General features: G+C 41.9%; 31 protein-coding genes. 16 read left to right on the top strand and 15 right to left on the bottom strand.

Translation table 11 applies throughout. The annotated features are described in order from the left end of the window. Positions 1-34 precede the first annotated feature (34 nt). The 5 genes from ACA086_RS11585 to ACA086_RS11605 all read right to left on the bottom strand — a co-directional run bounded on the left by ACA086_RS11585 (position 35) and on the right by ACA086_RS11605 (position 4103). On the bottom strand, positions 35-757 hold the full coding sequence (locus tag ACA086_RS11585; RefSeq protein WP_371003478.1) for a head GIN domain-containing protein: 723 nt from the start codon (positions 755-757) through the stop codon (positions 35-37). A 133-nt stretch (positions 758-890) separates the two neighbouring features. Next, a complete protein-coding gene (locus ACA086_RS11590; protein WP_371003480.1) occupies positions 891-2624 on the bottom strand; it encodes a PspC domain-containing protein in 1734 nt (577 codons plus the stop codon). Further along, positions 2621-2962, bottom strand: coding sequence for a PadR family transcriptional regulator (locus ACA086_RS11595; RefSeq protein WP_369748595.1), 342 nt, complete (start codon positions 2960-2962; stop codon positions 2621-2623). The genes ACA086_RS11590 and ACA086_RS11595 overlap by 4 nt, the downstream gene beginning before the upstream one ends. Before the next feature lie 131 nt (positions 2963-3093). Next, on the bottom strand, positions 3094-3624 hold the full coding sequence (locus ACA086_RS11600) for a nuclear transport factor 2 family protein (protein WP_371003481.1): 531 nt from the start codon (positions 3622-3624) through the stop codon (positions 3094-3096). After that, positions 3624-4103 (bottom strand): DUF4870 domain-containing protein, encoded by a 480-nt coding sequence (locus ACA086_RS11605; RefSeq protein ID WP_371003483.1) that lies wholly within the window; start codon positions 4101-4103, stop codon positions 3624-3626. Before ACA086_RS11605 ends, ACA086_RS11600 begins: the two co-directional genes overlap by 1 nt. 132 nt (positions 4104-4235) lie before the next feature. Between ACA086_RS11605 and ACA086_RS11610 the strand changes: the two genes are divergently transcribed. Genes ACA086_RS11610 through ACA086_RS11625 form a run of 4 tightly spaced genes read left to right on the top strand, consistent with a single transcriptional unit; the run spans position 4236 to position 6761 of the window. Next, entirely contained in the window at positions 4236-4691 is a 456-nt protein-coding gene (locus ACA086_RS11610; protein ID WP_371003484.1) for a DUF4442 domain-containing protein, read from the top strand. A gap of 10 nt (positions 4692-4701) precedes the next feature. Further along, positions 4702-5217, top strand: coding sequence for a hypothetical protein (locus ACA086_RS11615; protein ID WP_371003485.1), 516 nt, complete (start codon positions 4702-4704; stop codon positions 5215-5217). Positions 5218-5264: 47 nt separating this feature from the next. Next, on the top strand, positions 5265-6065 hold the full coding sequence (locus ACA086_RS11620; protein ID WP_371003486.1) for a TIGR00266 family protein: 801 nt from the start codon (positions 5265-5267) through the stop codon (positions 6063-6065). Positions 6066-6107: 42 nt separating this feature from the next. Beyond that, the gene (locus ACA086_RS11625; protein WP_371003596.1) at positions 6108-6761 is read left to right on the top strand and encodes a DUF2461 domain-containing protein; all 654 of its coding nucleotides are present in this window, start codon (positions 6108-6110) and stop codon (positions 6759-6761) included. Positions 6762-6840: 79 nt separating this feature from the next. Here ACA086_RS11625 and ACA086_RS11630 read toward each other — a convergent pair whose 3' ends face one another. Then, the gene (locus ACA086_RS11630) at positions 6841-8133 is read right to left on the bottom strand and encodes a D-alanyl-D-alanine carboxypeptidase/D-alanyl-D-alanine-endopeptidase (RefSeq protein ID WP_371003487.1); all 1293 of its coding nucleotides are present in this window, start codon (positions 8131-8133) and stop codon (positions 6841-6843) included. 126 nt (positions 8134-8259) lie between these two features. On the opposite strand from ACA086_RS11630, the gene ACA086_RS11635 reads away from it, so the two are divergent. Continuing rightward, complete coding sequence (locus ACA086_RS11635) at positions 8260-8457, top strand: hypothetical protein (RefSeq protein ID WP_371003488.1); 198 nt, start codon at positions 8260-8262, stop codon at positions 8455-8457. Positions 8458-8507: 50 nt separating this feature from the next. On the opposite strand, the gene ACA086_RS11640 is transcribed toward ACA086_RS11635, so the two are convergent. Beyond that, the gene (locus ACA086_RS11640) at positions 8508-9446 is read right to left on the bottom strand and encodes a LysR substrate-binding domain-containing protein (protein ID WP_371003489.1); all 939 of its coding nucleotides are present in this window, start codon (positions 9444-9446) and stop codon (positions 8508-8510) included. A 97-nt stretch (positions 9447-9543) separates the two neighbouring features. On the opposite strand from ACA086_RS11640, the gene ACA086_RS11645 reads away from it, so the two are divergent. Further along, complete coding sequence (locus ACA086_RS11645) at positions 9544-10023, top strand: Dps family protein (RefSeq protein WP_371003490.1); 480 nt, start codon at positions 9544-9546, stop codon at positions 10021-10023. A gap of 56 nt (positions 10024-10079) precedes the next feature. On the opposite strand, the gene ACA086_RS11650 is transcribed toward ACA086_RS11645, so the two are convergent. The 3 genes from ACA086_RS11650 to ACA086_RS11660 all read right to left on the bottom strand — a co-directional run bounded on the left by ACA086_RS11650 (position 10080) and on the right by ACA086_RS11660 (position 12571). Beyond that, positions 10080-10547 (bottom strand): hypothetical protein, encoded by a 468-nt coding sequence (locus ACA086_RS11650; RefSeq protein ID WP_371003491.1) that lies wholly within the window; start codon positions 10545-10547, stop codon positions 10080-10082. 153 nt (positions 10548-10700) lie between these two features. Then, entirely contained in the window at positions 10701-11120 is a 420-nt protein-coding gene (locus ACA086_RS11655; RefSeq protein ID WP_371003492.1) for a DUF2141 domain-containing protein, read from the bottom strand. A gap of 101 nt (positions 11121-11221) precedes the next feature. After that, positions 11222-12571, bottom strand: coding sequence for an MFS transporter (locus ACA086_RS11660; protein ID WP_371003493.1), 1350 nt, complete (start codon positions 12569-12571; stop codon positions 11222-11224). Between the two features lie 383 nt (positions 12572-12954). On the opposite strand from ACA086_RS11660, the gene ACA086_RS11665 reads away from it, so the two are divergent. Beyond that, a complete protein-coding gene (locus ACA086_RS11665; protein WP_371003494.1) occupies positions 12955-14649 on the top strand; it encodes a PorP/SprF family type IX secretion system membrane protein in 1695 nt (564 codons plus the stop codon). 61 nt (positions 14650-14710) lie between these two features. On the opposite strand, the gene ACA086_RS11670 is transcribed toward ACA086_RS11665, so the two are convergent. The 3 genes from ACA086_RS11670 to ACA086_RS11680 form a co-directional block, all read right to left on the bottom strand. Then, the gene (locus ACA086_RS11670; RefSeq protein ID WP_371003496.1) at positions 14711-15094 is read right to left on the bottom strand and encodes a hypothetical protein; all 384 of its coding nucleotides are present in this window, start codon (positions 15092-15094) and stop codon (positions 14711-14713) included. Positions 15095-15216: 122 nt separating this feature from the next. Next, positions 15217-15987, bottom strand: a complete 771-nt coding sequence (locus ACA086_RS11675; RefSeq protein ID WP_371003497.1) for a hypothetical protein — start codon at positions 15985-15987, stop codon at positions 15217-15219. A gap of 44 nt (positions 15988-16031) precedes the next feature. Beyond that, positions 16032-16544 (bottom strand): ester cyclase, encoded by a 513-nt coding sequence (locus tag ACA086_RS11680; RefSeq protein WP_371003498.1) that lies wholly within the window; start codon positions 16542-16544, stop codon positions 16032-16034. A 202-nt stretch (positions 16545-16746) separates the two neighbouring features. On the opposite strand from ACA086_RS11680, the gene ACA086_RS11685 reads away from it, so the two are divergent. After that, complete coding sequence (locus ACA086_RS11685; RefSeq protein WP_371003499.1) at positions 16747-18708, top strand: histidine kinase dimerization/phosphoacceptor domain -containing protein; 1962 nt, start codon at positions 16747-16749, stop codon at positions 18706-18708. Between the two features lie 2 nt (positions 18709-18710). After that, positions 18711-19445, top strand: coding sequence for a LytR/AlgR family response regulator transcription factor (locus tag ACA086_RS11690; protein WP_371003500.1), 735 nt, complete (start codon positions 18711-18713; stop codon positions 19443-19445). 14 nt (positions 19446-19459) lie between these two features. Here the strand turns inward: ACA086_RS11690 and ACA086_RS11695 are convergent, their stop codons facing one another. Beyond that, complete coding sequence (locus tag ACA086_RS11695; RefSeq protein ID WP_371003501.1) at positions 19460-20092, bottom strand: FMN-binding negative transcriptional regulator; 633 nt, start codon at positions 20090-20092, stop codon at positions 19460-19462. A 253-nt stretch (positions 20093-20345) separates the two neighbouring features. On the opposite strand from ACA086_RS11695, the gene ACA086_RS11700 reads away from it, so the two are divergent. From ACA086_RS11700 to ACA086_RS11720, 5 genes are all read left to right on the top strand, one after another. Further along, positions 20346-21668: a 2TM domain-containing protein gene (locus ACA086_RS11700; RefSeq protein WP_371003502.1), complete on the top strand. Its 1323-nt coding sequence runs from the start codon at positions 20346-20348 to the stop codon at positions 21666-21668. Positions 21669-21807: 139 nt separating this feature from the next. Beyond that, positions 21808-22110, top strand: a complete 303-nt coding sequence (locus tag ACA086_RS11705) for a 2TM domain-containing protein (protein ID WP_371003503.1) — start codon at positions 21808-21810, stop codon at positions 22108-22110. A gap of 18 nt (positions 22111-22128) precedes the next feature. Then, positions 22129-22449 (top strand): 2TM domain-containing protein, encoded by a 321-nt coding sequence (locus ACA086_RS11710; protein ID WP_371003504.1) that lies wholly within the window; start codon positions 22129-22131, stop codon positions 22447-22449. Between the two features lie 2 nt (positions 22450-22451). After that, positions 22452-22802 (top strand): 2TM domain-containing protein, encoded by a 351-nt coding sequence (locus ACA086_RS11715; protein ID WP_371003505.1) that lies wholly within the window; start codon positions 22452-22454, stop codon positions 22800-22802. Positions 22803-22848: 46 nt separating this feature from the next. Further along, positions 22849-23607 carry a LytR/AlgR family response regulator transcription factor gene (locus ACA086_RS11720; protein ID WP_371003506.1) on the top strand — a complete coding sequence of 253 codons (759 nt, stop codon included), beginning with the start codon at positions 22849-22851 and terminating at the stop codon, positions 23605-23607. A gap of 39 nt (positions 23608-23646) precedes the next feature. Here the strand turns inward: ACA086_RS11720 and ACA086_RS11725 are convergent, their stop codons facing one another. Beyond that, entirely contained in the window at positions 23647-24876 is a 1230-nt protein-coding gene (locus ACA086_RS11725; protein WP_371003507.1) for an LETM1-related biofilm-associated protein, read from the bottom strand. A gap of 169 nt (positions 24877-25045) precedes the next feature. Between ACA086_RS11725 and ACA086_RS11730 the strand changes: the two genes are divergently transcribed. After that, positions 25046-25732, top strand: a complete 687-nt coding sequence (locus ACA086_RS11730) for a DUF4331 family protein (RefSeq protein WP_371003508.1) — start codon at positions 25046-25048, stop codon at positions 25730-25732. A 24-nt stretch (positions 25733-25756) separates the two neighbouring features. Next, positions 25757-26533: a hypothetical protein gene (locus tag ACA086_RS11735; RefSeq protein ID WP_371003509.1), complete on the top strand. Its 777-nt coding sequence runs from the start codon at positions 25757-25759 to the stop codon at positions 26531-26533. The last annotated feature ends 24 nt before the right edge of the window (positions 26534-26557 follow it).

Genomic DNA, 26557 nt, shown 5'->3' on the forward strand with positions numbered 1-26557 from the left:
TTCGAGGTTTTTATGGTTGGTCTGGATGCAATACTTAATCTCTATGGACGCTGCCGGAATAAGATTTGTTCTTTTCAACGGTTGGATTTCCAGAGTAGGAGATGTCGGCACCACTGGTAGCTTCGGCTACAAGAGATTCAGAAACATTAAGATCGATATCGGCACCACTGCTCGCATCGGCGTAGCAAACCCTTACTTCAAAATTTTTGGCTCTGATTCCTGAGCCACTACTCGCATCAGCGCGTAGCATCTGGGCCTCTCCTTCAAGCCTGATATCTGCCCCACTACTGGTGTCAGCTTCTACTTCTTCAGCAACCACGGCCGCTTTTATATCGGCTCCGCTGCTGGCATCCAGGGCTATCTTGTTGGCACGGATCACATTTTGTGTGACCAGGTCAGATCCGCTGGAGGCGTAAAGTCCGGTTACCTCAGGAAGGGTGACATGGATTCTTTTGGTAGCCCTGCCAATATTTTCGATGGCGTGGATTCTCAATTTTCCATTTTTAATGTCGGTGCCTATTAATTCCATGATATTTTCATCGGCCTCAACTTCAATGGAGAAATTATCGGCCTGAGTGACAAAAACATCAAGACCTTCGGAGGCCGAAACTTCAGTGAAGTCTTCATAAACTTCTCTTGTTTCCTTGGCGACGATGCCATTACCTTTTTTTCCCTGTCCGAAATTCATGTCAAAGGCACAAGAGGACAAGAAAAGTGCCATAAGTACGGCGATTGCAATTCTAGCTAGTGTTGTCATGTTATTGTTTTTTATCCGGTGATTGATTACCGGGGGGTTGTTAGTAATTAAGATCAAATCAAAAGTATCTTACTAGTTGTTAAGCGTATAGTTTCATTGACTGAGTTGTTGAATCATAAGGATGAAATGTCAATTAAAAATTGTCATCATCGGCTTTGATCTCAACTCCGCGCTCATCTATTTTTAATTTAAACGATTCACCTCCATCTTTTACATTAATATCTATTCCATCTTCATCGATGATAATCCTGCCTTCATCATCACTCCATTCGAGTCTCCCGTTCATGTTTTCCGGGCAGTCCTGGCATTCTAATTCCCCGTTCGACTTCATCAGCCAGAGGTAGTCTACCAAATCTCCGCGGTAAATGTCTTTGTCGTATCGGGTTAACCTACCTATGTACCTGCGCATCCCGGGTTCAAATCGGACCAGTGTTCCTTCGGGAACAGATAGTGTAACCCGTACTTCCTGGTCGCGGACTTTATTTTCAAGAGCTGTAGTGAGGTAATTGTTTAAAGACAGTGTATTTCCTTCCAGCGTATAAGAATAAAGAATATTAGATGCCCTTTCCCTGGCATCCGTAAGGGAGCTACCATCGGCATTCCTGCGTATTTTAAGGTAAGCCAGAGTGTCTGCGGATTTCGTAATGTCGAAGCGGATGTCATCGGAAAACAACAACCTTTCCCCTTCTTCATTATAGGTAAGGGTCATATGATTAAAGCCGATATTTTCCTGATTGTCGAACAATTCACTACTCATAGGCCGTACCACAAGGGTATCCTGCCCAGCAGGCAATATCAGTTCTTCCTTAACTGTTGTACTGCCAGAATAGGCGTGAGCAGCTGCTTCCTGAATTCCTAAAACCACAAGGCCGATGATGGAAATCAACCAGAGGCCCAGGAGGGAGAATTTTACAATATTCCCTATGGATTTCAGATTGTTGATCAGGATTTTGAGGCCCAGGTACAGAACAAAAAAGAAGGGAATTCCAACGGCAAAGAATGACAGCAGTGAAACCAGCCAAACGGGTGTGCCGGAGGCGTTGAACATATCGTAAAAGTCGAGCCCCGGGATATGTATAATATCCAATGTCCCTACAGTGAATAATCCGATAAACAGCCCTATCAGGGTTGATGCTCCTATGATGATTAAAATGACACCAATAAATTTGGCAATAACTTTAAACAGGAACAGTATCACATTACCCAGGGCGTCGAAAAAAGTCCGGCCACTGCTTTTTACTTTGTTTCCGACTTTCTCATAATCGACCCCTTTTACCTTTTCCGCGACATCTTCGTAGCCTTCTTTAATTTTTTTTTCGATGTTGGAAATATTCACAGGTTCACCCCGCATATCCAGTTTTTGGGAGGTGGTGACCGCTTCGGGTACCAGGATCCAAAGGAGGATATAAGCGATAAAGCCAAAGCCGGTAGAAAGTGCCAGCAAGATAAAGATCAGGCGGATCCAAAGACTGTCTATTCCTAAATAGTGTTCGAGGCCTGAACAGACTCCTCCGATGTATTTGTTATCTACATCCCGGTAGAGTTTCTTTGTTTTCGGAGCCTTGCGTTCTTCGGTCTTGGGGGCATCTTCAAAGATGTCTTCATCCACCCTGTAGTCTTCGGGTTGTCCCATGACCTGTATAACGGCATCTACCTCCTTCATGGTGATCACTTGTCGATCGTTCTCCATCCTTTCCTGGAAGAGTTCGGCTATACGTGCTTCGATATCTGAGATAATTTCATCACTCCCTGTTGTACCGGAAAATGACCGTTTTATGGCCTCCAGATACCGTTTCAGCTTATTAAAAGCTTCCTCATCGATGTGGAAAAGGACGTTGGCAAGATTTATATTGACTGTCTTATTCATTTTTTTACTTTTTTAGCGTTGGTGACCAAATTCACGGCATTTCTGAGTTCGTCCCAGGTGGTATCGAGTTCTTTGAGGAACATTTTTCCTGTTTCTGTTAGCCCGTAGTACTTCCTGGGTGGTCCGGAGGTAGATTCTTCCCATCGGTAATTGAGTAATCCGGCGTTTTTCAGCCTGGTAAGTAATGGGTAGATAGTACCTTCTACGACCAGCATTTTAGCGTTTTTAAGGGTGTCGAGAATCTCAGAAGTATACTTGTCTTCCTCCTGAAGAATCGACAGGATGCAGTATTCCAGCACTCCCTTACGCATTTGCGCTTTTGTGTTTTCTATGTTCATAATTTTTTTCTTCTGTTACATGCTGTCCGGTGATGAGTCGGATCTTCATTCAGCATAGGGTTAACTGTTCGTTTTTTGTGGTTTCATGGGATTTTGATTGATGAATAAACTCATATTTTGATGAATGTAAATTAATTTTCTATTTGATAGCTCGAAGCTGGCTGATGATCATAGCTCAGTTCGCGTTTTATTTTCCAATGACCGGATTCCAGTACCCAGAGATGGGTAAAGCGGGCGATGTCTCCTTTTTGATATTCTTTGTTTTTATTCAAAAACTCAAATCGATGTATCCCGTGCTGTATGGCGCCGTAAAGGACTCCGTCTTTTCGCAAAGGGTAAACGCTTAGGCTGTTTTCCACAAGAATTCGTTTTGAGGGTTGTATCCAGTCTTCTGTTTTTTGGGAACAGTTCTTAAACATGGGAGCTAAAAAAGTCTCCCTGCCCAGGGTGGTTCCCCCTTTGTCATGATAGAATTCAAAATCTTCGGTGAAGAGCAAAGCCATGGTCTCGGGATCACAATTATTAAAGGCAGCATGGAATAGCACACTGTCTTTTTCCCTGAGGATTTGGTATAAATCAGCGTCCTCGGCGAGCTGTGCCTGAACTGGAGATATTCCATTAAGCATCAGAATGGCAAATACTATGTTCAGTGCTCTTTTCATTATTTGATAAAATTAATCGTGATGGGATATTTAAATTCCTGTCCCTCGTTAGTCCTTAGGGTCGCAAGAATTGTATATACTACATTGATCAGGAATATGGCTACAGGCACTAGTCCGGCCATACCCAGGGGCCAGATTCTCCCGAAAGGAAAATCGTCCCAGTCTACAAAGAGATTAATACCATTAAAGGGATCATGATTTCCCCATTGTATGATCCCATGATCAAACAAATCCGGGATAAGGCCAAAAAAGAAGGGAATGGATATAGCTCCTAAAACAACGGAATACAGGAGCAGGCTGATTTGAAAATTCAGGGCTTGTTTTCCATTGTAGTCAACGAATGCAGAATCCTTTTTGTTAGCCAGCCATAAAACCAGGGGAAGCAGGATATTACCAAAAGGAATAAAGAACCTGCTAAAGGTAGAAGCATGGATGGCAGCAGACAAATTTCTCTCGTGTTTGGACAATGTTTCTGTCATGGCATATTAGTTTCTTATGCAAATATATATCTAAAAGAAGGTATTATGCAAAACATAGTACTAAATATTAACATAATATTAACAAATTTGGATTCAGGGAATTGTGGTATTTTTGAGGCTAAATCCTTTTATATGGCCACCTCCGTGAGTAAGTTCAACACCTTTCTTTTCTTTAAATTACCTGCTGCCTGGTGGACGGGAGTTCGCCTGCGTGAACTACACAGAGAAAAGGCCGTAGTTACAGTAACCCATAAATGGATCAACCAGAATCCTTTTAAATCCATGTTCTGGGCAGTACAGGGTATGGCCGCCGAATTGACTACCGGAGCCCTCGTTATGTCTCAAATCAGGGAGAGTGGAAAGAAGGTTTCCATGCTAGTAGCAAACAACAAGGCAACTTTTTCTAAAAAGGCTACTGGAAAAATTACCTTTAGTTGTGAAGATGGCTACAAAATTAGTAATGCGCTGCAAAAAGCTATAGAAACAGGGGAAGGGGTCACCTGCTGGATGACCTCTACCGGGGTAAATGAACAGGGTGTTGTTGTCTCTGTATTCGATTTCGAATGGACACTGAAAGTAAAGAGTTAACTCAATCTGCATGGCCAAACCTATTTACCAAAGTCCAATACACAATGTTCTCTTTAAAGAAGAACAGCGTTTTACACAGTGGTATATCTGGCTTTTGCTCTTTGTTATCCTATTAATTCCGGGATACGGTATTATACAGCAAATTATGCTGGAAGTACCTTTTGGAGATAACCCAATGTCTGACTTTGGACTTGTAATTTTCCTGATAGGTATGCTCCTGCTGTGCTTTTTCTTCTGGAAATTAAAAATGCGTACCATCATCACCAAAGATCATCTTCATATCAAATTCAAGCCCCTGGCTAATAAAAGGATCCGCTGGAAAGATGTGGCGTCGGCTGAGATTGTAAAATACAGCCCGATGATTGGCTATGGTTTGAGATTCTCACCCCTCTATGGCACAGTTTACAATGTAAAGGGCAGGAAAGGCCTGGCCCTGAAACTAAAAAATGGCAAGAAGCTTATGATCGGTACTCAGCGTTATCGCGAAATTGAAGATGTGGTTTTGGGTGTATTGCGAAGAATGTAACATCAGACAAACAAAGTATACATATAGGTAAAAGTAAAACCAACAACATGAATGCACACGAAATAGACTATCACATCTTTGGGGAGGAAATGCAATATGTAGAAATTGAGCTCGATCCCCAGGAAGCCGTAGTGGCAGAAGCAGGAAGTTTTATGATGATGGATACCGATATACAGATGGATACCATCTTTGGCGACGGATCTAATCAGAATAAAGGAGTTCTGGGAAGTCTGCTATCGGCCGGGAAACGAATTCTTACGGGAGAAGGCCTCTTTATGACCTCCTTCCTCAATGCCTCAAATAACAAACGCAGGCTGAGCTTTGCTTCACCATATCCGGGGAAAATACTCCCAATCGATCTCACTGAAAAACAGGGAAAATTTATTTGCCAGAAAGATGCCTTTTTATGTGCCGCCAAAGGCGTATCGGTTGGTATTGAATTCTCCAAAAAACTGGGTAGAGGCCTCTTTGGAGGGGAAGGATTTATCATGCAGAAATTAGAAGGGGATGGGATGGCATTTGTACATGCAGGAGGTACCCTGGCCAAAAAGGAATTAGGTCCGGGCGAAATCATCAAAGTAGATACGGGCTGCATCGTCGGATTTACCAAGGACGTAGACTACGATGTTGAGTTTGTTGGTGGAATTAAAAACACCCTCTTTGGCGGTGAGGGACTATTTTTTGCCACGCTCCGCGGACCTGGCACGGTATACGTTCAGTCTTTGCCCTTCAGCAGGCTGGCCAAAAGAGTTTGGGCTTCTGCTCCGCAAGGAGGCGGAAAAGATAAAGGAGAAGGCAGTATTTTAGGTGGATTAGGGGATATTCTGGATGGGGATAACCGATTCTGATACGAATACGAATTTTGTCAACTGATAAATTTGAATAAGACCATCAACTTTAAAGAATTACTCGAATTTCTACGTCAGTTAGATCAGAATAACTCCAAAGAATGGATGGACAGGCATCGCAGGACCTACCATCAGCTGAGGGATTCTTTTATTCAATGGCTGGACGGACTCGACACCCGTTTGGCACAAATAGACCCGGAATACTATCCAACGCCCGGAAAAGCCGGGATCAACAGGATCAATAACAATCTGATGTTCCACCCGAACAAACCTGTGTACAAGGATCACTTTGGGGCCGGATTAGACAAGGCTCCGAAAACAGCCGATTTCTATATTCAGATCGGCATCAGGGAATCCCTACTTGCAGGGGGGTTATGGAGGCCTGATCCAAATAGACTCAGAAGTGTCAGAGATGCGATCGACTACGATGGAGATGCATTTTTAAAGATCTTAAACAAGCCTTCCTTTAAAAAGGTTTTCGGCAATTTGTATGACGATCAAAAACTGACAACTTCCCCAAAAGGCTTTTCAAAAGACCATCCGCATATCGACCTGATACGGAATAAGACCTTCGCTGTGGTGCATCCGCTGACAGAAGAAATTATCCTCAGGCCTGATTTTGACGAATATATCATAGCCGTGTACAGGGAAATGTTGCCCTTCAGGCGATTCCTCAATAAGGCAATCACAGTGTAATCCAATCAAATAACCAGAAGACGCCAAGTCTATCATGCTTTTGTAGTACGCAAAGCTTCAGCAATTTTTTAGATCTCCTTCAATAGGAATCCCTGATAAGTTCGAGTAATTTTTCAATTTTTGGTTTTATCCGGGAGCTGCTTTCCATAAAATGGTTATTCATAAAACTAAATAGCAGGAATTTCCCTGATTTCGTGATCAGATATCCACTGAGGCAATAGGTGTTTCCAAGCGTCCCACTTTTGGCGTAGAGATAAGGTTTGTCCGGACTGCCATACCAGTCTTTCAGTGTCCCCTCCTTACCTCCTGTAGGGAAGATGGACAAAATGCGTTCTTTCCCGAATTCGGTGTAGAGTTTTTCGAGCACAAACACCATGGAGGCCGGAGTAAATAAATTATATCTTGAGAGGCCCGAGCCATCAACCCATCTGGGATGATCCTTAAGATCAGCCAGATAAGTGTCTAATACAAACTCCCTTATAAAGCTGGAAGAAATAGTGTCGGTAAGAGCGGCAGAGGAAGCCAGAAGTAATTGCTCAGCGACAAAATTATCACTCTCTTCCATAAGTAATTTGTACAGGCTATCAGAATGGGTTTCTCCGTAAAGAAGCATAGATTCCCCTTCCGGAAATACCTCTCTTTTAATGACGGGTTTTCCTGTGGCCCTTTCCAGCAAATCTACAGTGAGCTTATTCCCGCTTTTAAATGGGATTTTCAGGCTGTCTCTGTTTGTTGCGGCTATATAAAAAAGGTTCTTGTGCTCTAACCTTTTTCCTGATAGTTCAGTTTCGCTTATACTATCCCCGAAATATTCCGGAATAACTCTTAGGTTATTAGTCCGATAAATAGTTAGTACATTTCCGTAGAGGGGAAAGGAGGATCTTTCAGGGGCAAAGGCACTTTCATAATCTTCCCATGCCCAGCCGGGGCCAAACCTTCCTTCTGAAAATGCTGCAGGAATATAAATCAGATTCTCAAAGTTCTGCAGAAAGCTAACAATACTGCTGTCCTTTAGCTCGGGATGTAAACTTCCCGGGTGCCCCGTTCCCTGAAAATATAGAGTGTCACTACTTATTTTATATCGCAGGGACGGAATGGAGTCACCGAGAATTTTAAGAGCCGTATAAAGCGTAAATATCTTGGTGTTGCTGGCCGGAGTGAAGTATTTATGTTTATTTACTGAGAAAAGCGTGTCCCCGGTTTCAGGTGCATAGATGAACAGGCCGGTGAAATGATCCTCAAAACCACTCAGCGCAAGCTTCTCAGACAGGTCTTTCTCAATTTTTCGATTTTTAAGGGAGGAGCAAGCTGATAACATGCAGGCTATCAGAAAGATAAGAATTACATTAACTGTGGATATATGGATTTTCATTTATCGGACTATTGTGCCATTCATCGATTAATGGGTGAAATTATCTAATATTTAACCAATCACACACAATAAGGAACACCTTTTTTTGTTAATTTCGTTTAAACAGTCTAACTAAAATACACATGTATGGCTAGAGCTATGTTGGAGTATTACAAAACGGTACTTCAAAAAGTTAGTTTCGATGCAAAGTTATTCAGCAAGGAACTAAAAAAAGCAATTTCAAAGCTGTTACCTTATGAAATTGAAGAGCTAAAACACTGGTTGCTAGGATTTATTACCGACAAACCAGAGCTAAGAGAAAGTTTAATTTATATAAAAGCATAAAAAAGCTGCCCCCGGGCAGCTTTTTTTTTGATACTCTTCAGGCGCTGATTTCAATTTTTAGAAAGCGGACTTACGATTTTTACGTCCTGAAATTTTATAGCCCCCCTTATTACAGAAGCGATAACCTCCCTTAAGGCATTGGTGATATGGAGTTTTAATTCTTTTTTGTGGTAGATCAGACTTATCTCACGGGCAGGAGAGGGTTCCTGAAAATATTTAAGATTAGATTTCTTTCGCTCATCCAGGTCAACAGCATTGAGATAGGGCAGGAGCGTCATTCCTAATCCTTCGTTAGCAAGATTTACCAGGGTTTCAAAACTGCCGCTTTGCAAATGGAAGTGATCTTCAAAGTTTTTCGATGCCTTACACAAATTAACCACCCCTTCCCTAAAACAATGCCCGTCTTCTAAAAGCAGTATATCCCGTATATCCAGTAATTCGGGATTAAGCTTGTCTTCCTTGCTCAGTCTGTGGCTCTTGGGTACATACCCTACAAAGGGTTCATAATACAAAGGGCGTTCTGTAATAAACTCTATATCCAGCGGAGTTGCGGCAATTCCCGCATCGAGGTGCCCATCCTGAAGGTTGCGTATTAGGCTTTCCGTATTCTGTTCCCGTATGACCAGATTCACCTTGGGATACTTATTGATAAACGTCTTCAGAAACATGGGTAACAATGTGGGCATAACCGTAGGAATAATTCCCAGCGTAAATTCTCCCCCGATAAAGCCCTTTTCCTGGTCGACTATATCTTTGATTCGTTTCGCTTCATTCACAATATTCTTGGCTTGTGCCACGATTTTCCTTCCTGCCTCTGTGATGGAAATAGGCTTTTTACTACGGTCGAAAATCCTGACATCCAGCTCGTCTTCTAACTTTTGGACCTGCATACTCAGGGTAGGCTGAGTCACAAAACTCTTCTCCGCAGCCAGGGTAAAATTCTGATATTCGGCCACAGCTAAAACATATTGTAATTGGGTAATCGTCATAGTATAATGTTACGCAATAAATTTATAAAAACTATCGATAAAACCTATGAGATTTGCTGTTATTTATGTGATAAATTTATGCTAAAATCAGATAACAATGGAATTAAACAGTATCGGACTGGACGCAAAACAGTCACGTGAATTAGGAAAAGAACTCAATGTTTTATTGGCGAATTTTCAACGCTACTATATGAATCTCAGGGGGATCCACTGGAATATAAAAGGGAAGCGATTCTTTGATCTCCATGTTAAGTTCGAGGAGCTATACGATGATGCTAACCTGAAAGTAGATATGGTAGCGGAGAGGATCCTTACCCTGGGAGAAGTGCCCCTGCATACCTTTGAGGATTACATTGCGATTGCGAAAGTACCTCAGGGAAAAAATGTTAGCGTTGATGAGAAGGCTATCCGACTTATTGTCGATTCTCTGAAAGAACTCCTTAAAATAGAAAGGCGCATCCTCGATGCTTCTGATGAAGCGAATGATGAGGGGACAAATTCGATGATGAGTGATTTCATCACAGAACAGGAAAAGACCGTCTGGATGATGAAAGCCTGGCTGGCGGAAGAAATTTAATAAAAAAAGCCCTGTACGGTTATCCATACAGGGCTTAAATAGATCTGTTAGTTAATCTAGTTCCCTTCACTTAGGGAGAAACTTCCATCTCCATTAAAGTCAATTAAAATTATAGTAACGGTCCAAATCCCTGATGAACCGGAAGAAGTGACGCCATCAATGGAATCCGGCTCTGATCCTCCTTGTATCGTCCTGTCTAAAACAACTGCTCCCTGAGAATCCTCGACAATCATTTGAAAGCTGCCGGCAGAAGTTGCTGTGATATCTGCATTGTAATCAGCGGTACTCAGGTTATTATTCCAAATAAACGAACGTGTGACTGAGCCGCTGTTTCCAACAAAGCTGGCATCTATGTCTCCATTAAAATCGGATACATCCTCAAACAGGACATCCCCGTTAACGGTTACCCGTGCAAATGAGTCATCATCATTGCTGCAGGCCATAAATAACACAAAAAATGGTAATAGCATCACCAATTTTATTTCACCTGAAAAGCCGAAATTTTTAAAGGCTTTGAATTTCATAATTTTTATCTTTTAGTTCTTATATACAACAAGTACAACGACCTGATTCCTGATTCATTGCCAAAAAATTATTTGGATTGAGCACATGAGATCATATTAAAGATAAGAGTTTATTGAAAGAAAAAGCCCACCAAAGTGGGCTTTTTCTTTAAGTTAAAATCTGATATTCAGCTCCAGATCTTCCCCCGTAACCTCAAACTTGGCTGCGTCAAAGGTAGGTGGGCCCATATGCATATCATTGCCCGACATGCCGTAGCTTTCTTGGGGCATACCATTGTTGTCGAAATCCATTTGGTTGTTGCCATTCAGGTCGTGCATCACCATAACAGCATAGGTTCCGGGTTTCACTCCTTTGAAATTCAAGCGAAGAGTCCCTTTTTTGCCTTCAGCTACATCAAAATCAATTCCGTTACTTTGCATAAAGGTTTCAGCGGTGTGCAATGCGGCATAAACCTGTCCTCCGTCTGTTAATACATTTTCAATGGTGACGACGATATTAGCGCCCTGAGTTTCCTGTGCAAAGCTGAATTGAGAGAGAAGTGCAAAAGCAAATACTAACGATAAATTTTTCATAATTCCGGGTTTATTGTTTAACATGCATCAAAGGTGTGCATACTCCCTGGCCCGGCTAAAAAAGACCTACTGAATTGTAAAAACTCCTGTCCGAATTGTAATTATTGGTCGCTTTTTTCGGTAGTAACGGCTACATCCCTGTCCTCAACGATCAGGCAAAGCAAGCCTGCGAGTATCATGGAAACCCCACCTATGATTAAGGCATAGATGGAAACATTTCCAAAGAAGGTCTTTAACATATAGCCCAGTATACCTGCTGCGACGATCTGGGGGATAACAATAAAGAAGTTAAACACTCCCATATAATACCCCATTTTATTGGCAGGCAGGATACTAGATAGCATGGCATAGGGCATAGACAGGATACTGGCCCATGCAATACCAACGCCTATCATGGCCACCAACAACATATTGGGATCTGTGATAAAATAAATAGATAACAAACTGATTCCTCCACAGACAAGAGCCAGCAAATGGGTAACGCGCCTGCTTACCTTTTTAGCGATGACGGGAAGCAGAAAGGCCACAAGGGCAGCAATCCCATTATAAATAGCAAAGCAAATTCCTACCCAGTCGGCGCCTTCATTGTAAAGCACCGAACTCGTATCTGATGTGCCATAGACGTGGCTGGTTACGGCTGAGGTGGTGTAAATCCACATGGCAAATAGCGAGAACCAGGAGAAGAATTGTACAAAAGCCAGTTGTACCATGGTCTTCGGCATTTTAAAAATCCCAAGAAAAGATTCCATCAAACCACCAAAAATTCCCTTACTGGCGTTCTCTGCCTTCAGTTGTTCCAGATCATCAGGAGGATATTCAGTGGTTTTCAATACCGTCCACATGACTGCGCAGAAATACGCAATACCTCCCAGATAGAAAGACCACTTTACCGAATCGGGTATTCCACCATCTGCAGCAATATTACTGATGCCGAACCAATTGGTAAAGATCCAGGGCAGGGCAGAAGCGATAATGGCCCCCAGACCGATAAAAAAGCTTTGCATGGCAAAGCCACTGGTTCGTTGCTCATTGGGGAGCATGTCACCCACAAATGCCCGAAAAGGTTCCATACTGATATTGATAGAGGCATCCAATAGCCACAGCATAATTACAGCCATCCAGAGCGCTGTGGAATTGGGCATGAGAAACAAGGCCAGGGTGGCCAGAATGGCCCCTATTGCAAAGAAAGGTCGTCGCCTTCCCCATTTTTTATGCCAGGTACGGTCGCTGTAGTACCCAATGATTGGTTGTACCAACAAACCTGTCACGGGCGCAGCGAGCCATAGGATGGGAAGTTCATCCTTGGAAGCACCCAGAGTTTCAAAAATTCGGCTGACATTGGCATTTTGCAGGGCAAATCCAAATTGTATCCCCAGAAAACCAAAGCTCATATTCCAAATCTGCCAAAATGATAGTCGCGGTTTTACCGAACTGATTGAGATATGTTCCATTTTTAAAATAAAATTGTTGATCCCGATAAATGTAGGCCTTTTTAGCGAAGTATCGCCGATATCCCTGATACAGGGCGATTAGAAGAACCTATGAAAAAATAACAGGGGTGTTTTAAGAAATTAAATATCAGATTCTCGATGAATAACCTCTTTCTTTAACAATTATGCAGTCGTTCATCGAATTCTTAATCAAAGCACTGCATTTTGCCGAAAAAAGTTGCCTAGTTATCGACCATTCTTCAACTTGGTAATCCAAATCTGTACGAAAATATTAACCTATGTACTAAAAATTACTCCTTCTTAATTTGAGTTTTTTATTCTTGGCTAAAGGTGTTCCCACCTTGTGAAAGGAGCTTTGATTTAGTGCAGATAATACTTGTGCCATGTTCTGCAATAATCTATCTATTTTCAAGGATTCTGTTAGTGTTGTCCATTTTAGGTTTTGGGCATTGATTATGTTGAGTCTTTCATTTTCGGGACACCTTTTTAGCCAGGAAGAAACCCCTTATGTTTCCTACAACGTACCTTTTCAAAATCTTTTAAAATTCAATCGATTTCTGATCAACCCTACATTTTCCACCGTCAGGGAAGACAAATCATATATCAACTTCTTTCACCGCAGCCAGTCGGCCTACTTTCAGGATAACTTCCAGAACTATTTTCTGAGTTACAGCGGGAGGATTAATGACCGTACGGGCTTGGGAATAAGTGTATATAATCAGCAGGAAGGTTTGGTCTCAAATATCGGCCTGCTCACCAATTATGCCTATGGGGTGCGTTTGTCACCAAAGAGTAACCTCACTTTCGGATTCAATATTCCCTATTACCGCAGCAGTTTTGACGAGAGCAGGGCTGTAACCAATGAGGAAGATCCCCTCTTGGCCACCTTTAATGAAAATTCTATTATCGCCTTCCAACCGGGACTTAATGTTTCCTTTGGAAGTTTTGACGTTGGGGTATTTGCAGAAAACCTCTTTGATTTTAACCTTAAAACGGGAGAGGCGCTTACCACTTTCAATGAAAAATCATTTTCTGCCCATTTGCAGTACACCAAAAATTTTGAATATGCCCAGGGCGTATTTACCCAGGGAAGGATAATGCCCTTAGCCCGGCTGAGAAAGGTTGGAGAAGAAAATCTGGTCTTTGGAGGAGGAATCATCCTTGATTTGCCCCGACTCGGTTGGCTTCAGGCAGGTTACGATAGTTTTTACGGAGGATCTGCAGGCGTGGGGTTCAATATAAATAAGCGAGTCTCCCTGGGGTATAATTTTGAAAAAGGCTTTGCCCAGGATATCGAAAATTTTGGGGTTACCCATGAGATCTCTGTGGCATATAATTTCATTCCTAATTTAACCGAAGACATGGTTCAAGTGGATGTGGATGATGAGAAGGCAACAGACTGGCTCGACAGGAAGCGTAGGATCAAAAAGAATAAAAATCCCTTATATCTGGAAATCGATAAATTACGCAGGCTGAATCGGGCAAATTACGCTGTTATCAATGAATTGGTTTATAAGGTAGATTCCTTGGAGAGCCATATCAATTCAGAAATGGAGCGTCGTTATGAGCTCGCCATAAGAAACACCCGAAGAGAACTCGATGCGATGAAGGATGCAATGGGATATGAGAAACCGGCCCTGGTAGCACAGAATGAAGAAAGTAGTACTCCGGTTCGCCTGAATGAATCGATCAAACTTCAGATGGAGAAAAACTTAGACTCCCTAAAACGACTAAGTCAGATGACCCTGGCACCAAATTATAAGGCAGACGAGACCATTTTGCTGGAGAATCTCGTAGGCGTTCCTGAAGGTCATTACGTCATTGCGAATGTCTTTGAAACCGAAGAGTATCTTAAATTATTCCTGGCCGCACTTGAGGAAAAAGGGATAGAAGCCGGTTATTTCACTAATCCGATCAATGGCCTTAATTATGTCTACCTGGCCCATTATGAAGACCAGGAGGAAGATCTGGAAGAGATAAAAACGGATTTCCGTTCCAAATACGGGAATGAACTATGGATTATGAGTGTGCAAAAAGCTTCGAACACCAGGATGGCTACGCTGAATTTCGATGACTAAAAATTATTAGCACTTTTAATAGTAAAAGACAAAGCCCGGGAATGATTACCCGGGCTTAACTTTAGCCCGGTATAATTTCCTTATCCCTTTTGTTGACGATCTCTATGATCCAGTAAATGAGTTGACCAATGCCATTGGCGAAAATAAACAGGAGTATCCACACCAGCAGCATATTATTTTCCCGTAGATTCGGATTATTAGCTGCGTGTACAATGTAGAAAACCAGACTTCCTATGGAGATTAAAACCGCCAGGAAGATGAATATCAAAAACACACTCAGGTTCCCCATAATCCATGCCGCGGAGTAGTTGCCAGAACTGTGATCGAGCTCATCCATATTGCTAAGGATGAAAAAGAGGAAGATAAAATATGCAATCATACCCAGGAACAGCATGGCAATTGGGCCTATTGCGAAAAGCGCCTGCCAGAATTTATTTCGTAACATAGTTTGTTGAAATTAAAGGTTGTCCCCTAAGTTAGCAGTTTTTCACAAGCTTCACAACGAAGAAAGACCCGAAGTTATTCGGGTCTTTCTGCAAGGTTGGATAGTTGAGAGTTTGCGCTGCTTTAATTCATTGGGCTAAATGCCATATCGGGTCTCATTCTCCCCGTATATTCTTCATAACTCAGGAGATCGGCAAAGAGATCCCACATAACTTTGTTGCCATCTTCCCCAATTAGCTGGTCGTTTGCCATGGCTTTCTGTGCATAATCTACTTCGTCTTTTGCAGCCACGGCCACCATATAGAACTCACCCCTGGTTCCGAATCCACTTCGATAAACACGATAGTGCATTTTAGACCCTTTACTGGCAAACATATTTTTAACCGCCATCATTTTCTCCTTTACCTTGGCCCGGTTGGCTGGGGTGACATAGAGATAGTGGAATTTTCGGTAATCTTCCCCTTCGGGTGTTTGATTAATTCCACCCGGTTGATAAGAAAGATTCATGTCTAAAGTAATAATGTAATCGTGTTCCACATCGTAGCACTTGTCCATTCTGTTGAATAGTGCGCCCATGGCTTCCTTCCCCATTTTTTCTGATAGGGATGCAAAAACAGGTTTATCGAGATCAGCCATATTCTCTACCGGACTCACATACAGATAGCGATTGTCGGTTGTATTGGTCACAATAAATGCAGCTTCCTCAATACTGTGTTTTTTCAAATTGCTAATCAATTCTTTACAGGTTGCCTCATATTCGGCAATCATTCCCGGTTTCACCACGTCTTCATGGACCCAGAAAGACTGTGTCGTTTTCGATTCCTGCGCCATTAGGGAGAAGGGTAAAAAGCTCAGTAAGACGATAATTAATAAATCTTTGAATTTTGTTTTCATGATTGTTTAGATTAGGTTTAGCTATAGATTCAAATTGATTATTCTTATTTTAAATTAGGCGGATTTAGAGTGAAACCCAATTGTTGTAGCAAATACAGTTCATTGTAATAAGTGTTTTCCTGGATCATTTTTCCTTCCGAATCAAAGGTGATTAGCGTCACTCCGTTTACAATGGCTTTTTTTCCCGTAGCGATAAATTCTGCAAATTCCCCTGTATTGGTTCCACTGAACGACCATTCTAGTATTACCTTATCATCTTTTTCAATGAATTTATTGACAGTGATTCGGAGGTTGGGAAACGCCCTTATATAATTTTGGATGTAAGCCTCGAGTTCCATGGGTCCATTAGCCACTTCCAGTCCATTCAGATTCCTGACAAATCCTTTACCTACAATACTGTCCAATGCGGAAAAATCTCCCGTATTCCAGCACGAATCGACATAGGTGATAACCACCTTCTCTACGTTTGAAGTGCTTTCGGGCCCTTTTTTTTCTACAGTTTGACAACCTATCAGTGCTATCGCTAGCAGGATTGTAAATGGGGTAGCACGTTTCATTCTCTTTGATTAGCATTTCAGATCAGGTGCTTATCGCCAAATCAGGATTTAATAAAAACAATTAAATGTAACTATGGGAGGTCCTGCGGACGAATACCCACAACGAGTGTCCGAACAACTGTCTTTTTTTACCCTCCGGGTGCTAATGGATTATTTTGTATCTTTCATTGCCTCATTTCCCCTCAGTGAGCCATAAATAGAAATGAGAACACTTTGTTTCAGAGTTGTTTGTACCGGCCTCTTCACAATAATAAGCGGATACCACGCTACGTCTCAGATTATTGACTTCAGCAAAGAAAACTCCTACAAACAGGTATTTCGGCAAACCGATAATTTTGGTTTGTCCTACCTCGATACACTTGAGGTTGGGTATAAAAGTGCACCTACCGATTCACTCAGGTTTACTATTTTAAATGATCTTGCTTACTACTGGCATACGCGCGATCTCGTAAAAGCCTATGAGTTTACCCAATTGGGATTAAAGGAGGCGCTGGTCAGTGGCCGGAATGAATGGGTGGGGAGATTTCAGATCACCCAGGGGGCAATCCTTTTGCGGGACGAAAAACTAGACAGTGCCAGAATTGTCCTCAGACAGGCAATCGGAGTCCTGGATCAAAAAGAACTCCCCTTCCTCTATACCCAGTTGGGCTATGTTCATGAGCGGGAAGGTGATCTTACCACTGCAGCTGAATACGCGATGCGATCACTGCGTCTTGGGGAACAATTCAATGATCTTCACGCACAGGCACTGGCTTACAGCGACCTGAGTAATTTATTCTGGAAACAGGAAAAATACGATAAGGGGCTGGAACATGGCCTGCAGGCCCTCCGTCTTTTTGAAGCTTATGGAATGAACGATCTCGATTACGATTTTACACTCTATGTGGTTGGGAACCAATATCTGGCATTGGAAGATCTCGACAATGCCTTAAAATATTATAATCATGCTATCTCCATAGGGGAGCGATATGGATTTTACAATAACCTGAGTGATATTTATATTTCCCTGGCCGATCTCTACGGTGGTTCGTTTCGCTACACAGAGGCAGAATCCGCAGCACTTAACGCTATTCAGTACAGTGAACGCCTTAACAATAATTTTATGCTGATGCGCTCATGGCTTTCCCTCGGAAAATTGCAAAATCTTCAGGGGAAATTCCTATCGGCAATTTCCAGCCTGGAAACAAGTATTAAAATTGCTACTGAGGATTTTGGTGATGCTTTTTTTCTCAGTGAAGCTTACCAAAATCTGGGAAAGGCTTATGCAGGTAGCCGTAATTATAAAGATGCCTATCATGCCTTCGAAGTATATGATCAATTGCAGAAAGAGGTTTTTACCGAAGAAGCGGCCGAACGCATGTCTCAGATTCAAACCGAATTGGAGGTGGCAGAAAAAGAAAGTACGATACAGCTTCAGGGAATCCAGCTAAAGAAGCAACGCATTATTCAGACTTTGGGGATGATCGTGATCCTTCTGCTCTTCCTCTATCTTCTTTTAATATTTAAATCAGTAAGAAGAAACAAGAGGAACAATGAGATGCTGCAGCTCCAGAATGAGGAAAAGGAATTTCTGCTGAAAGAAATACATCACAGGGTGAAGAACAATTTAGAGATAGTATCGAGTCTGCTCACCCTTCAGTCTGAACAAATCAGTGATGAAAAAGTCAGAAATGCCATGGTGAAGAGTCAGCAGCGTGTGCACAGTATGAGTATGATCCATCAGAAACTTTATCAGGGAAACAGCCTTTCCAATATTGAGATGAAGGACTACTTTAAAAATTTAGGGAATCATGTAATTAATTCATACGGCATGGAAGACAGGGTGGAACTCGAATGTTCTATGAAACCACTTTCCGTAGATATCGATCACGCTATCCCCATTGGCCTTATCGTTAATGAACTCCTTTCGAATGCTTTAAAATATGCATTTCCGGGAAATCGGAGAGGTATTATCCGTGTCTCCCTGGAGCAACACGAATCTGTTTTGCACCTGGAAGTTTCGGATAACGGGGTAGGGAAGGTAATGTCTGAAGAGCCCAATGGCACAGGCTTCGGCACCCAGCTTATCGAATTATTAACCACTCAGCTCGATGGCGAAATGAAGTTAGTGGTAGACAAAGGAACAAGCGTGTCATTTGATTTTCAACGTATAAAAGCCGCATAAGTATGGACAATAAAATCCGGGTTCTCATTGTGGAGGACGATATGATCATTGCTGCAAATATCTCACTGCAACTAACAAAAGCAGGGTATGAGATAACCGGGATCGAATCCAGGGGTGAGGAAGCCGTGATCCATTCCCGACTGAACACTCCTGATATCATCTTGATGGATATCAACTTAAAAGGCGCATTAAACGGCATAGATACGGTAAAGAAGATTCAGGAACTTTCCGATGTCCCTGTTATCTATATCACAGCCAACAATGATGAACCGACCTTTGAGGAGGCAAGACAGACCCATCCATTTGCCTTTATTGCGAAGCCTATTACCAAAAGTAATATGCTCAGATCCCTGGCATTGGCCACTGAACAGATAAAAAACAAAACTAAATCCACTCCCGCAGAAGAGGATTATATGGCCCTTCTCAATGATCGTATATTTATCAGGCATCACGGACAGATGGTGAAATTACTGCTCCAGGAAATACTTTATGTTGAGGCCGACCGAAACTACTGTCATGTTGTGACGCCCAAAAAGGAATACGTGCTCACCACTACCTTAAAAGACATGCAAAATAAATTACCCGCAGACATTTTCGTAAGAGTCCACCGGTCATTTCTAGTTAATATCTCCAAATTAGATGTAGTAGCCGAAAGTCATGTTGAGATCAACAGGAAGGCTATTCCTCTGAGCAAGTCGCACCGTGAAGGATTGCTGAGGCACCTGCAAACAATATAGGGAATGTCCAAGGGCTATTCTGATTTTTCTGAGTGACCGTCCTTCTTTTTTTTCATAATATCAGCTATATGCCTTCTTCCGGGCTCATCTTTCGCTTTCAACTCCCTGATAATCCGCTCATGGTCTTCCTCTCGTCCCTGAGAAAGTTTAAATGCGGCCTGTATCTCATCTATCTGAATACGAAATCCCACAACCCCTCTTACCTGTTTCAGGGTAGCCGGGGACATGTGTTCAAGGGAAACCGGATTTTTTTCCTCCTTTTCATAATGATCTACTAAACCGTGGAGCCATTGCAATACTTCTTGAGTACTCAAAACGGTCACCCTTCCATAAATATGCACCGCAATATAGTTCCAGGTGGGTACTTCTTCCTCTTTGTACCAGGAAGATGAGATGTAGGAATGCGGTCCGTGAAAGATGCATAGAACCCTGGGGTTGTTCTCAAATGCTTTCCATTGGGGGTTGGCCTTGGCTATATGGCCGATTAGGATATCCTTTCCCTCATCATCTTTTCCCAATTCCAGTGGAGTATGGGTGGCCCATGGTTTTCCTTCCGACTGATTTATCAGGATTGCAAAGGAGTGGGCCTTAATAAAGTCTCTTACCTCGGAAATGTTTTCGTTTTTATACTGTGGTGGAATATACATAAGGAGATAACTGAGGTTAAAAATAGATAAATTAAATCAGGTATTGGGGCTGCTCGGCTGACAACTGAGAAAGCGTATTTCACAATTCAGTCATACTTTTTTCCAAAGCAATAATCGTCATCTGATATTTGTAGAGAATAATTATTCCCTTAGAAACACATTTACAAACACAAGCAGATCTATTTACAAAATAGACTTTTTGCTACCTTTAAACAAAGGAATTCGAGTTCACGGAGCTTTAAGAAACACAAAAATGAAAGAATTTAATACCGTATTAAAGGTGTCGCTTATACTTACAATAGTGATTGTGCTATTGAATCTCCTTGTGAATTTTGGCGAACCTATCCTGATGATGGATTTGTTTGAAATGGCGGGGATATCTTTTATTTACTGTTTCGTCCTCACGGCCGTCGGATCTTCCTTTCACAATTATGCGAGCAGGAAATACAGCTGGGAAACACAAGCTGTAAAAAGGCTGTGGTTTGGGGCAATAGGCTCGGTTATTTTAACGGTAATAGCTTTTGGTTTGGTAAGATGGTTTATAAAAGTGATCATCTATAACAATACTTTTGAGGAGTTTGTTGAAAACGAAAGTGTGATCAACTATATCGTTGCCCTGGTCATTACCCTGGTCATTTCCCTGTTTATCCATGCCTTTTATTTCTGGAAAGCGCTTCAGGATACCAAGATCAAAGAGCAAAAGATTATTGCCGGGACGGCTTCGGCCAAATTCGACGCCCTAAAAAACCAGCTTGACCCACACTTTCTCTTTAACAGTCTCAATGTGCTTACAAGCCTGATAGAGGAGGATCCCCAGCAAGCCCAGCGCTTTACTACGGCCTTATCTAAGGTGTATAGATATGTGTTAGAGCAAAAGAACAAAGACCTGGTGCCTGTAAACGAGGAACTCGATTTTGCCAGGACCTATGTGAAGCTCCTGACTATGCGTTTCGAGGACGGGATAGCTTTCGAAATACCGGAAACCTCCAGTATTCCCGATGCTAAGATCGTGCCTCTTTCTTTACAACTCTTGCTTGAAAATGCAGTAAAACACAATGTGGTGACTTCTTCAAAGCCATTGAGAATTAAGGTATTTGAGAATAATGGAAAATTGGTTGTGCAGAACAACCTGCAGGAAAAACCTGTGGTAAAGAGAAGCAGTGGGGTAGGTCTGCGAAATATACAGCAGCGCTACTCTATCTTGTCAAATAAAGAAGTCAACATTATTAAAACGGCATCAGATTTTATGGTTCAACTACCGATGCTGACTAAACAAATTGGAAGTATGGAAACACAAAAAGCTTTTATAGAAGACAAGCGTTATGAAAAAGCAAAAGAAAGGGTGCAGGAAATCAAGGGGTTTTTTGGAAACCTGCTGGCCTACTGTATAGTGATCCCCTTTCTTGCCTGGCTAAATTACCGGACGACTGATTTCCCCTGGGTATTATTCCCTGCTTTGGGTTGGGGTATAGGTCTGATTACCCACGGAATGGAAGCCTATGGATACAATCCATTATGGGGAAAGCGCTGGGAAGAGCGTAAGATCAAGGAGTTTATGGAGCAGGACGACCTTTAAATTGTTTTTGTATAAGGTACTCTCCCTTTCCCCAGGGAGACAGTTCATCATTAAAAAATTACAATTGGGTTAAATGGTTTTTTAAATCAATGAATAAAAAAGGAAATTTGAAGTAATCAATAATATTTAAACACTAGTCATGGAAGATTTAAGTAAAGAGAATAAGTACCTCCGGGCCAAAGAACGCGTAGACCGATTAAAGAAATTTTATACAAACCTCACCTCATATGTGCTGGTAATATCAGCCCTGGCGTTGATCAATTATGCTACTAACGAATGGCGCTATATGTGGTTTTTGTGGGCAGCCTTTGGATGGGGTATAGGTATTCTGTTTCACGCCATTGGCACCTTCGACCTCAATCCTTTCTTTGGAAAAGGATGGGAGGAGAGGAAAATAAAGGAATTGATGCGTGATGATGATGAGTTAAAAAGATGGGAATAAGAAATAAACAGGAAAAAAATGGAAAAGGAATTTGAAAGCGAAAAATTAAAAAAAGCCAAAAAAAGAGTAGAAGAACTCAAGGGTTTTTATATCCACCTAAGTATATACATCGTAATCAATGCTTTTATTATGGTGAATATTTTGGTAAGAGCATTGGATGACGGAGATACTTTCTGGCAGTTTGGTACCTTCTTTACTCCTTTTTTCTGGGGAATTGGCCTGGCTTTTCACGCGGCCAAAGTGTTTCAGTTTAATCCTATTCTGGGAAAGAACTGGGAAGAAAGGCAGATCAGAAAATACATCGAAAAGGACAAACGCGACGCTGCTAAATTTAAATAGTCATGGACAACAAATCAATTAAGGCTTATAAGAGGGCTCAGGCAAGGGTAAAGAAGATAAAAGGATTCTACAGGCATCTTACCATTTATCTTGTGGTAAACGCTATTATCGTAATTGAAGGGCTGTGGGGAATCAATTTCATAGAAATGAATACAGCGAATATAGACCCTACATTTGTAGAATGGCTCATCTGGAACGTCTTAAGTGTCCCGATTCTGTGGGGAATAGGATTGTTTGTTCATGGTATCCGGGTATTCTCACCTCAAATCCCGATTATAAAGCAATGGGAAGAAAATCAAATCAGAAGATATATGGAACAGGAGGAGAATCAGAAGAATAATACGGTGGTGTAACTCAAATTCTATTTAATCCCCGTTCAAGTTAATGATCGTTGAAAATATGAATGTAATTATAATTGAAGATGAAAAACCGGCTGCAAGAAGATTGGCGAGGATGCTGTCAGAGCTCGGACTTGAGGCCAAAAAAACCCTGCACTCTGTTGAAGAATCGTTACAATGGTTTCAGAATAATCCCCATCCCGACCTGATTTTCCTTGATATCCAGCTGTCTGATGGTCTTTCTTTTGAGATTTTTGAACTACTTGAGATAAAAAGTTCGATCATCTTTACGACGGCATTTGACGAATACGCTTTGCAAGCATTTAAACTGAATAGTGTAGATTACCTCCTTAAGCCTATTGATGAGGAAGAATTGGAAAAAGCAGTTGCTCAGTACAAATCCCAGAACGCAGTCTCCAGTTCCAGGATGGCGGTCGACTTTGAAGATATCAAAAAATTATTGGTGAACCCGATCGACCGGGAATACAAAAAAAGATTTACTGTCAGGGTAGGGCAGCACCTCAAGATTATACATGCCGATGATGTGGAGTGTTTTTACAGTGAGAACAAAGGCACCTATGCGGCAACTACCGAAGGAAGAGCATACCTGCTCGACAATACTCTCGAGCAGTTAGAGTCTGAACTTACTCCTAAAATTTTTTTCAGGGTGAGCAGGAAATACGTAATCAATATCAACCATATCCGCGACATAATTTCCTATACAAATTCGAGGTTACAAATCAAGCTGAATAAGACTTCAGATCAGGAAATCATCGTCAGCAGGGAGCGCGTAAGAGATTTTAAGTTATGGTTGGAATAAGTTAATTCAAATATCTGAAATACAGATAGGTAATATCCACTATAGATTTTTCTTATAGTCGGTTTTCTGAGTATTTTCTTCCTTTTTTGCAACCCGGTTTTCGTCAAAGGAAGAAGGCAGCAAAGCGGGGATCAATTTTATGAATATGGGCAAGAGTACCGCCCCTCCGGGTAAGAGAAAAATGGCCAGGGAGGGAACACTTTTAAAGACGTCCACAAGCTGGTCCTGCACTTTTTTCTTTTCATCAGCACTAAGATCTTTTACGGCTCCTTTCGAAATAAGAAAAACCAGTTCCTTACTTTCGGCAAGTTCCTTTTGAAGGCGTTTACTATTTCTCAGTATCAGTTTGTTCACCACCCTCGACATGCTGTCATAGAACTGGACGGCCATATTGGTATCCTTTAAAAAGGAGATCTTTTTAATGTTCTTTTTAAAAAAGATGGTGATGTCTTCCAGGGATGTGGCAATCTGCTTATCGGTAAATCCCATGTCTTTTCCAATGCCATAAATGAATTGTGACTCTTTGTAATCAAGGGAATAATCTTCCCATACTGTAAGACAGGCTACATCCAGAAAATACTGATTCTCCCAGGGAGAACAATTGTTTAGTAAGATTTCCCGATAGGAGCCATCAAACCTTTCCTTATCCTCATCGATAAAAGTGAGAGAAGCGGCAAATAATTGGGACAATTTTTCGTCGGCCTTGTTTTTCTCTTTGGCATTCAGGGCGTGATAAGTAATGTTAATAGCTAAATACTCCAGTTTTTGCGCCTCCTTAACGATTTCCTTTCCGTCCCTTAAGAAGTACCTGAAAGTGAGGACATCAATAAACAACAGAGAATTCGTGATAATACTATTAAAGGTCCTGCTGATAACATTATCATCGAGGTAGACCCTTGATTCAATCAGTTTTTCGAGTTGTGCTGATGTTTTACTGCCAGTAAGGATTTTGTTTAATAAAGAGATCTGACTCACTTTGAGTTCCTTGTAAAACTCAAAGATAGTTTCCAGAAAATCATCAAAACTATGCTCCTGTCTTTCCAGGGCAAAGGTGAAGTACAAAGCCGTAAGCAGATTTATTTTTGCCCGTTCATCCTCAGACGGGGAATGTTCTATGCTTATATAAGAAGGTGTTTCCACATTCATCCCATAGACAAAGCCGTATTCTTTCAGGCTGGTGTACAAGGTTGAGAAGTCGGAATAAATCCCGGCCTTATTTCTTACAACCTCTCCAAATTTATTGATCCAGCCCGGTCCCGAGGGATTCATATCCTGAGAATTTGATTCTAAAGTACGGGAAAAATGACTTTTCTAAGAACACAATGCGTCATAATGAAAAAGAAATCATTTCTAATTAAGAAGAAATTAACATTTAAGACCAAACCCCGCCATTTACTTTCCGTAGGTAGGGTAACAATAATCTTTAAAATCATAAACAATGAGTAAAACAAAATTTTTCGCGGGAATTGCAGTACTGGCCTTTGCTGGTGCTTTTCTGATCGCTGCAGATCACCTAGACGCACCTTCATCAGGGGGTACAACGGCTGATATTGCAGATTTCTTTGCATTTGAACCCACATTGGGGTCAGACAACACCACTTTTGTGGTTGACCTCCAATCCAGTGTATTACCTGATCTGGCCTATGGGACATTTGATGAAGATGTACTTACTGAAATTAACATCGATACCGATGGAGACCTTGTTGAAGACTACGTAATTCAGGCGTATCCACAGGGAGGAATCATGTATTTCTTTGCCGGCACACCAATTCAGACAGGATTAAACAGTCAGATTTTGGTAGACAATCCACTTGGTGAAGTAGCTATTTCAGGATCAACGGCAGTAGTAGCTGAAGGAATGGGAGGCACAAAATTATTTGCCGGACCAAGACAGGATCCTTTCTTTTTCGATTTCTTTCAGTTCAATGCGGTAATCAATCCGGATGTGAATTCGGCACCTATGGGTTTTAAAACAGCCGCCGAAGCTGAGGATACCTTTGACGGGGCCAACACCATGTCAATTGTTGTGGAGATCCCAAATAGTATGCTGGGTACCACAACTGCAACTAATGCCTTAGGAATTCCGGTTTACAAGACCTGGGTAACTACAAATAGAAAACAATAATATTCAATCTAAAAACAAGAAAAGATGATATTCAAAAAATTTAAATATTCGATATTAACGCTCCTCGCCGCTACCGTACTTATGGCCTGTAACAATGACGACATGGATATGGAGCCAATGGCCATGGCTACCTGTAGTGACGGAATAATGAATGGGGATGAAGAAGGTGTAGACTGTGGAGGTTCAGTATGTGAGCCATGCGCAGACAGTACTGGTCCCGATTTTACAGGAACATTTGCCCAGGCAGACCATATGGGTAGGCCGGGGATCAATACGACCCTGAGTTTTGATATGGACGGAATGCCTAGTGTAAAGGACGCGCACAATGTAACCATACCTTCAGAAATGACTGCAAGTTTTCAGGCAGGATTTCAGGCTCGTTTAGAACAATACCACGACGTGTATGCCAACAAGCTTGGTCTGGACCCGATGGATGTGAATTATGAGAACAACATTCTGGGATTAGATGCAGCCACTTTGACTACAGTTCTTGCGGCGGATGCGCTTGATGTGGCACCGGATGCCCCAACCACCTATTTCGATCCCGGAACTGATGCCGATAATGACGGAAATATCCTGGTGCCTGATGGGGATGAAGTAGCCCTTACCGGCCGGGCCCTGCAAGACGACATCATAGATGTTTCATTAATCCTCTTTTTTGGAGGGATGAACGGAGATCGTTTTAGCGGACAGGATCTCGACAATGATGGAATGGCCGATTTACCCCGTCTCACTTCTGACGGAGTTGGACTAACGGCTACTATCAATTCGGAGTTTCCTTATCTCAGCGCACCTGAATAGGTTCAAGGACTCATGAATACTCCC

This window comes from Muriicola sp. E247 (genome assembly GCF_041358175.1).
Lineage (GTDB): Bacteria > Bacteroidota > Bacteroidia > Flavobacteriales > Flavobacteriaceae > Muriicola.

Bases quoted from the DNA above. Each gene is read 5' to 3' on its own strand.
- ACA086_RS11605 (WP_371003483.1), bottom strand. From the start codon at position 4,103: ATGACAGAAACATTGTCCAAACACGAGAGAAATTTGTCTGCTGCCATC.
- ACA086_RS11650 (WP_371003491.1), bottom strand. From the start codon at position 10,547: ATGAAATTCAAAGCCTTTAAAAATTTCGGCTTTTCAGGTGAAATAAAA.
- ACA086_RS11640 (WP_371003489.1), bottom strand. From the start codon at position 9,446: ATGACGATTACCCAATTACAATATGTTTTAGCTGTGGCCGAATATCAG.
- ACA086_RS11610 (WP_371003484.1), top strand. From the start codon at position 4,236: ATGGCCACCTCCGTGAGTAAGTTCAACACCTTTCTTTTCTTTAAATTA.
- ACA086_RS11720 (WP_371003506.1), top strand. From the start codon at position 22,849: ATGAATGTAATTATAATTGAAGATGAAAAACCGGCTGCAAGAAGATTG.
- ACA086_RS11725 (WP_371003507.1), bottom strand. From the start codon at position 24,876: ATGAATCCCTCGGGACCGGGCTGGATCAATAAATTTGGAGAGGTTGTA.
- ACA086_RS11620 (WP_371003486.1), top strand. From the start codon at position 5,265: ATGAATGCACACGAAATAGACTATCACATCTTTGGGGAGGAAATGCAA.
- ACA086_RS11730 (WP_371003508.1), top strand. From the start codon at position 25,046: ATGAGTAAAACAAAATTTTTCGCGGGAATTGCAGTACTGGCCTTTGCT.
- ACA086_RS11705 (WP_371003503.1), top strand. From the start codon at position 21,808: ATGGAAGATTTAAGTAAAGAGAATAAGTACCTCCGGGCCAAAGAACGC.
- ACA086_RS11700 (WP_371003502.1), top strand. From the start codon at position 20,346: ATGAAAGAATTTAATACCGTATTAAAGGTGTCGCTTATACTTACAATA.
- ACA086_RS11675 (WP_371003497.1), bottom strand. From the start codon at position 15,987: ATGAAAACAAAATTCAAAGATTTATTAATTATCGTCTTACTGAGCTTT.
- ACA086_RS11680 (WP_371003498.1), bottom strand. From the start codon at position 16,544: ATGAAACGTGCTACCCCATTTACAATCCTGCTAGCGATAGCACTGATA.
- ACA086_RS11735 (WP_371003509.1), top strand. From the start codon at position 25,757: ATGATATTCAAAAAATTTAAATATTCGATATTAACGCTCCTCGCCGCT.
- ACA086_RS11600 (WP_371003481.1), bottom strand. From the start codon at position 3,624: ATGAAAAGAGCACTGAACATAGTATTTGCCATTCTGATGCTTAATGGA.
- ACA086_RS11710 (WP_371003504.1), top strand. From the start codon at position 22,129: ATGGAAAAGGAATTTGAAAGCGAAAAATTAAAAAAAGCCAAAAAAAGA.
- ACA086_RS11635 (WP_371003488.1), top strand. From the start codon at position 8,260: ATGGCTAGAGCTATGTTGGAGTATTACAAAACGGTACTTCAAAAAGTT.
- ACA086_RS11645 (WP_371003490.1), top strand. From the start codon at position 9,544: ATGGAATTAAACAGTATCGGACTGGACGCAAAACAGTCACGTGAATTA.
- ACA086_RS11695 (WP_371003501.1), bottom strand. From the start codon at position 20,092: ATGTATATTCCACCACAGTATAAAAACGAAAACATTTCCGAGGTAAGA.
- ACA086_RS11655 (WP_371003492.1), bottom strand. From the start codon at position 11,120: ATGAAAAATTTATCGTTAGTATTTGCTTTTGCACTTCTCTCTCAATTC.
- ACA086_RS11615 (WP_371003485.1), top strand. From the start codon at position 4,702: ATGGCCAAACCTATTTACCAAAGTCCAATACACAATGTTCTCTTTAAA.
- ACA086_RS11595 (WP_369748595.1), bottom strand. From the start codon at position 2,962: ATGAACATAGAAAACACAAAAGCGCAAATGCGTAAGGGAGTGCTGGAA.
- ACA086_RS11690 (WP_371003500.1), top strand. From the start codon at position 18,711: ATGGACAATAAAATCCGGGTTCTCATTGTGGAGGACGATATGATCATT.
- ACA086_RS11660 (WP_371003493.1), bottom strand. From the start codon at position 12,571: ATGGAACATATCTCAATCAGTTCGGTAAAACCGCGACTATCATTTTGG.
- ACA086_RS11685 (WP_371003499.1), top strand. From the start codon at position 16,747: ATGAGAACACTTTGTTTCAGAGTTGTTTGTACCGGCCTCTTCACAATA.
- ACA086_RS11630 (WP_371003487.1), bottom strand. From the start codon at position 8,133: ATGAAAATCCATATATCCACAGTTAATGTAATTCTTATCTTTCTGATA.
- ACA086_RS11715 (WP_371003505.1), top strand. From the start codon at position 22,452: ATGGACAACAAATCAATTAAGGCTTATAAGAGGGCTCAGGCAAGGGTA.
- ACA086_RS11665 (WP_371003494.1), top strand. From the start codon at position 12,955: ATGTTCTGCAATAATCTATCTATTTTCAAGGATTCTGTTAGTGTTGTC.
- ACA086_RS11670 (WP_371003496.1), bottom strand. From the start codon at position 15,094: ATGTTACGAAATAAATTCTGGCAGGCGCTTTTCGCAATAGGCCCAATT.
- ACA086_RS11590 (WP_371003480.1), bottom strand. From the start codon at position 2,624: ATGAATAAGACAGTCAATATAAATCTTGCCAACGTCCTTTTCCACATC.
- ACA086_RS11585 (WP_371003478.1), bottom strand. From the start codon at position 757: ATGACAACACTAGCTAGAATTGCAATCGCCGTACTTATGGCACTTTTC.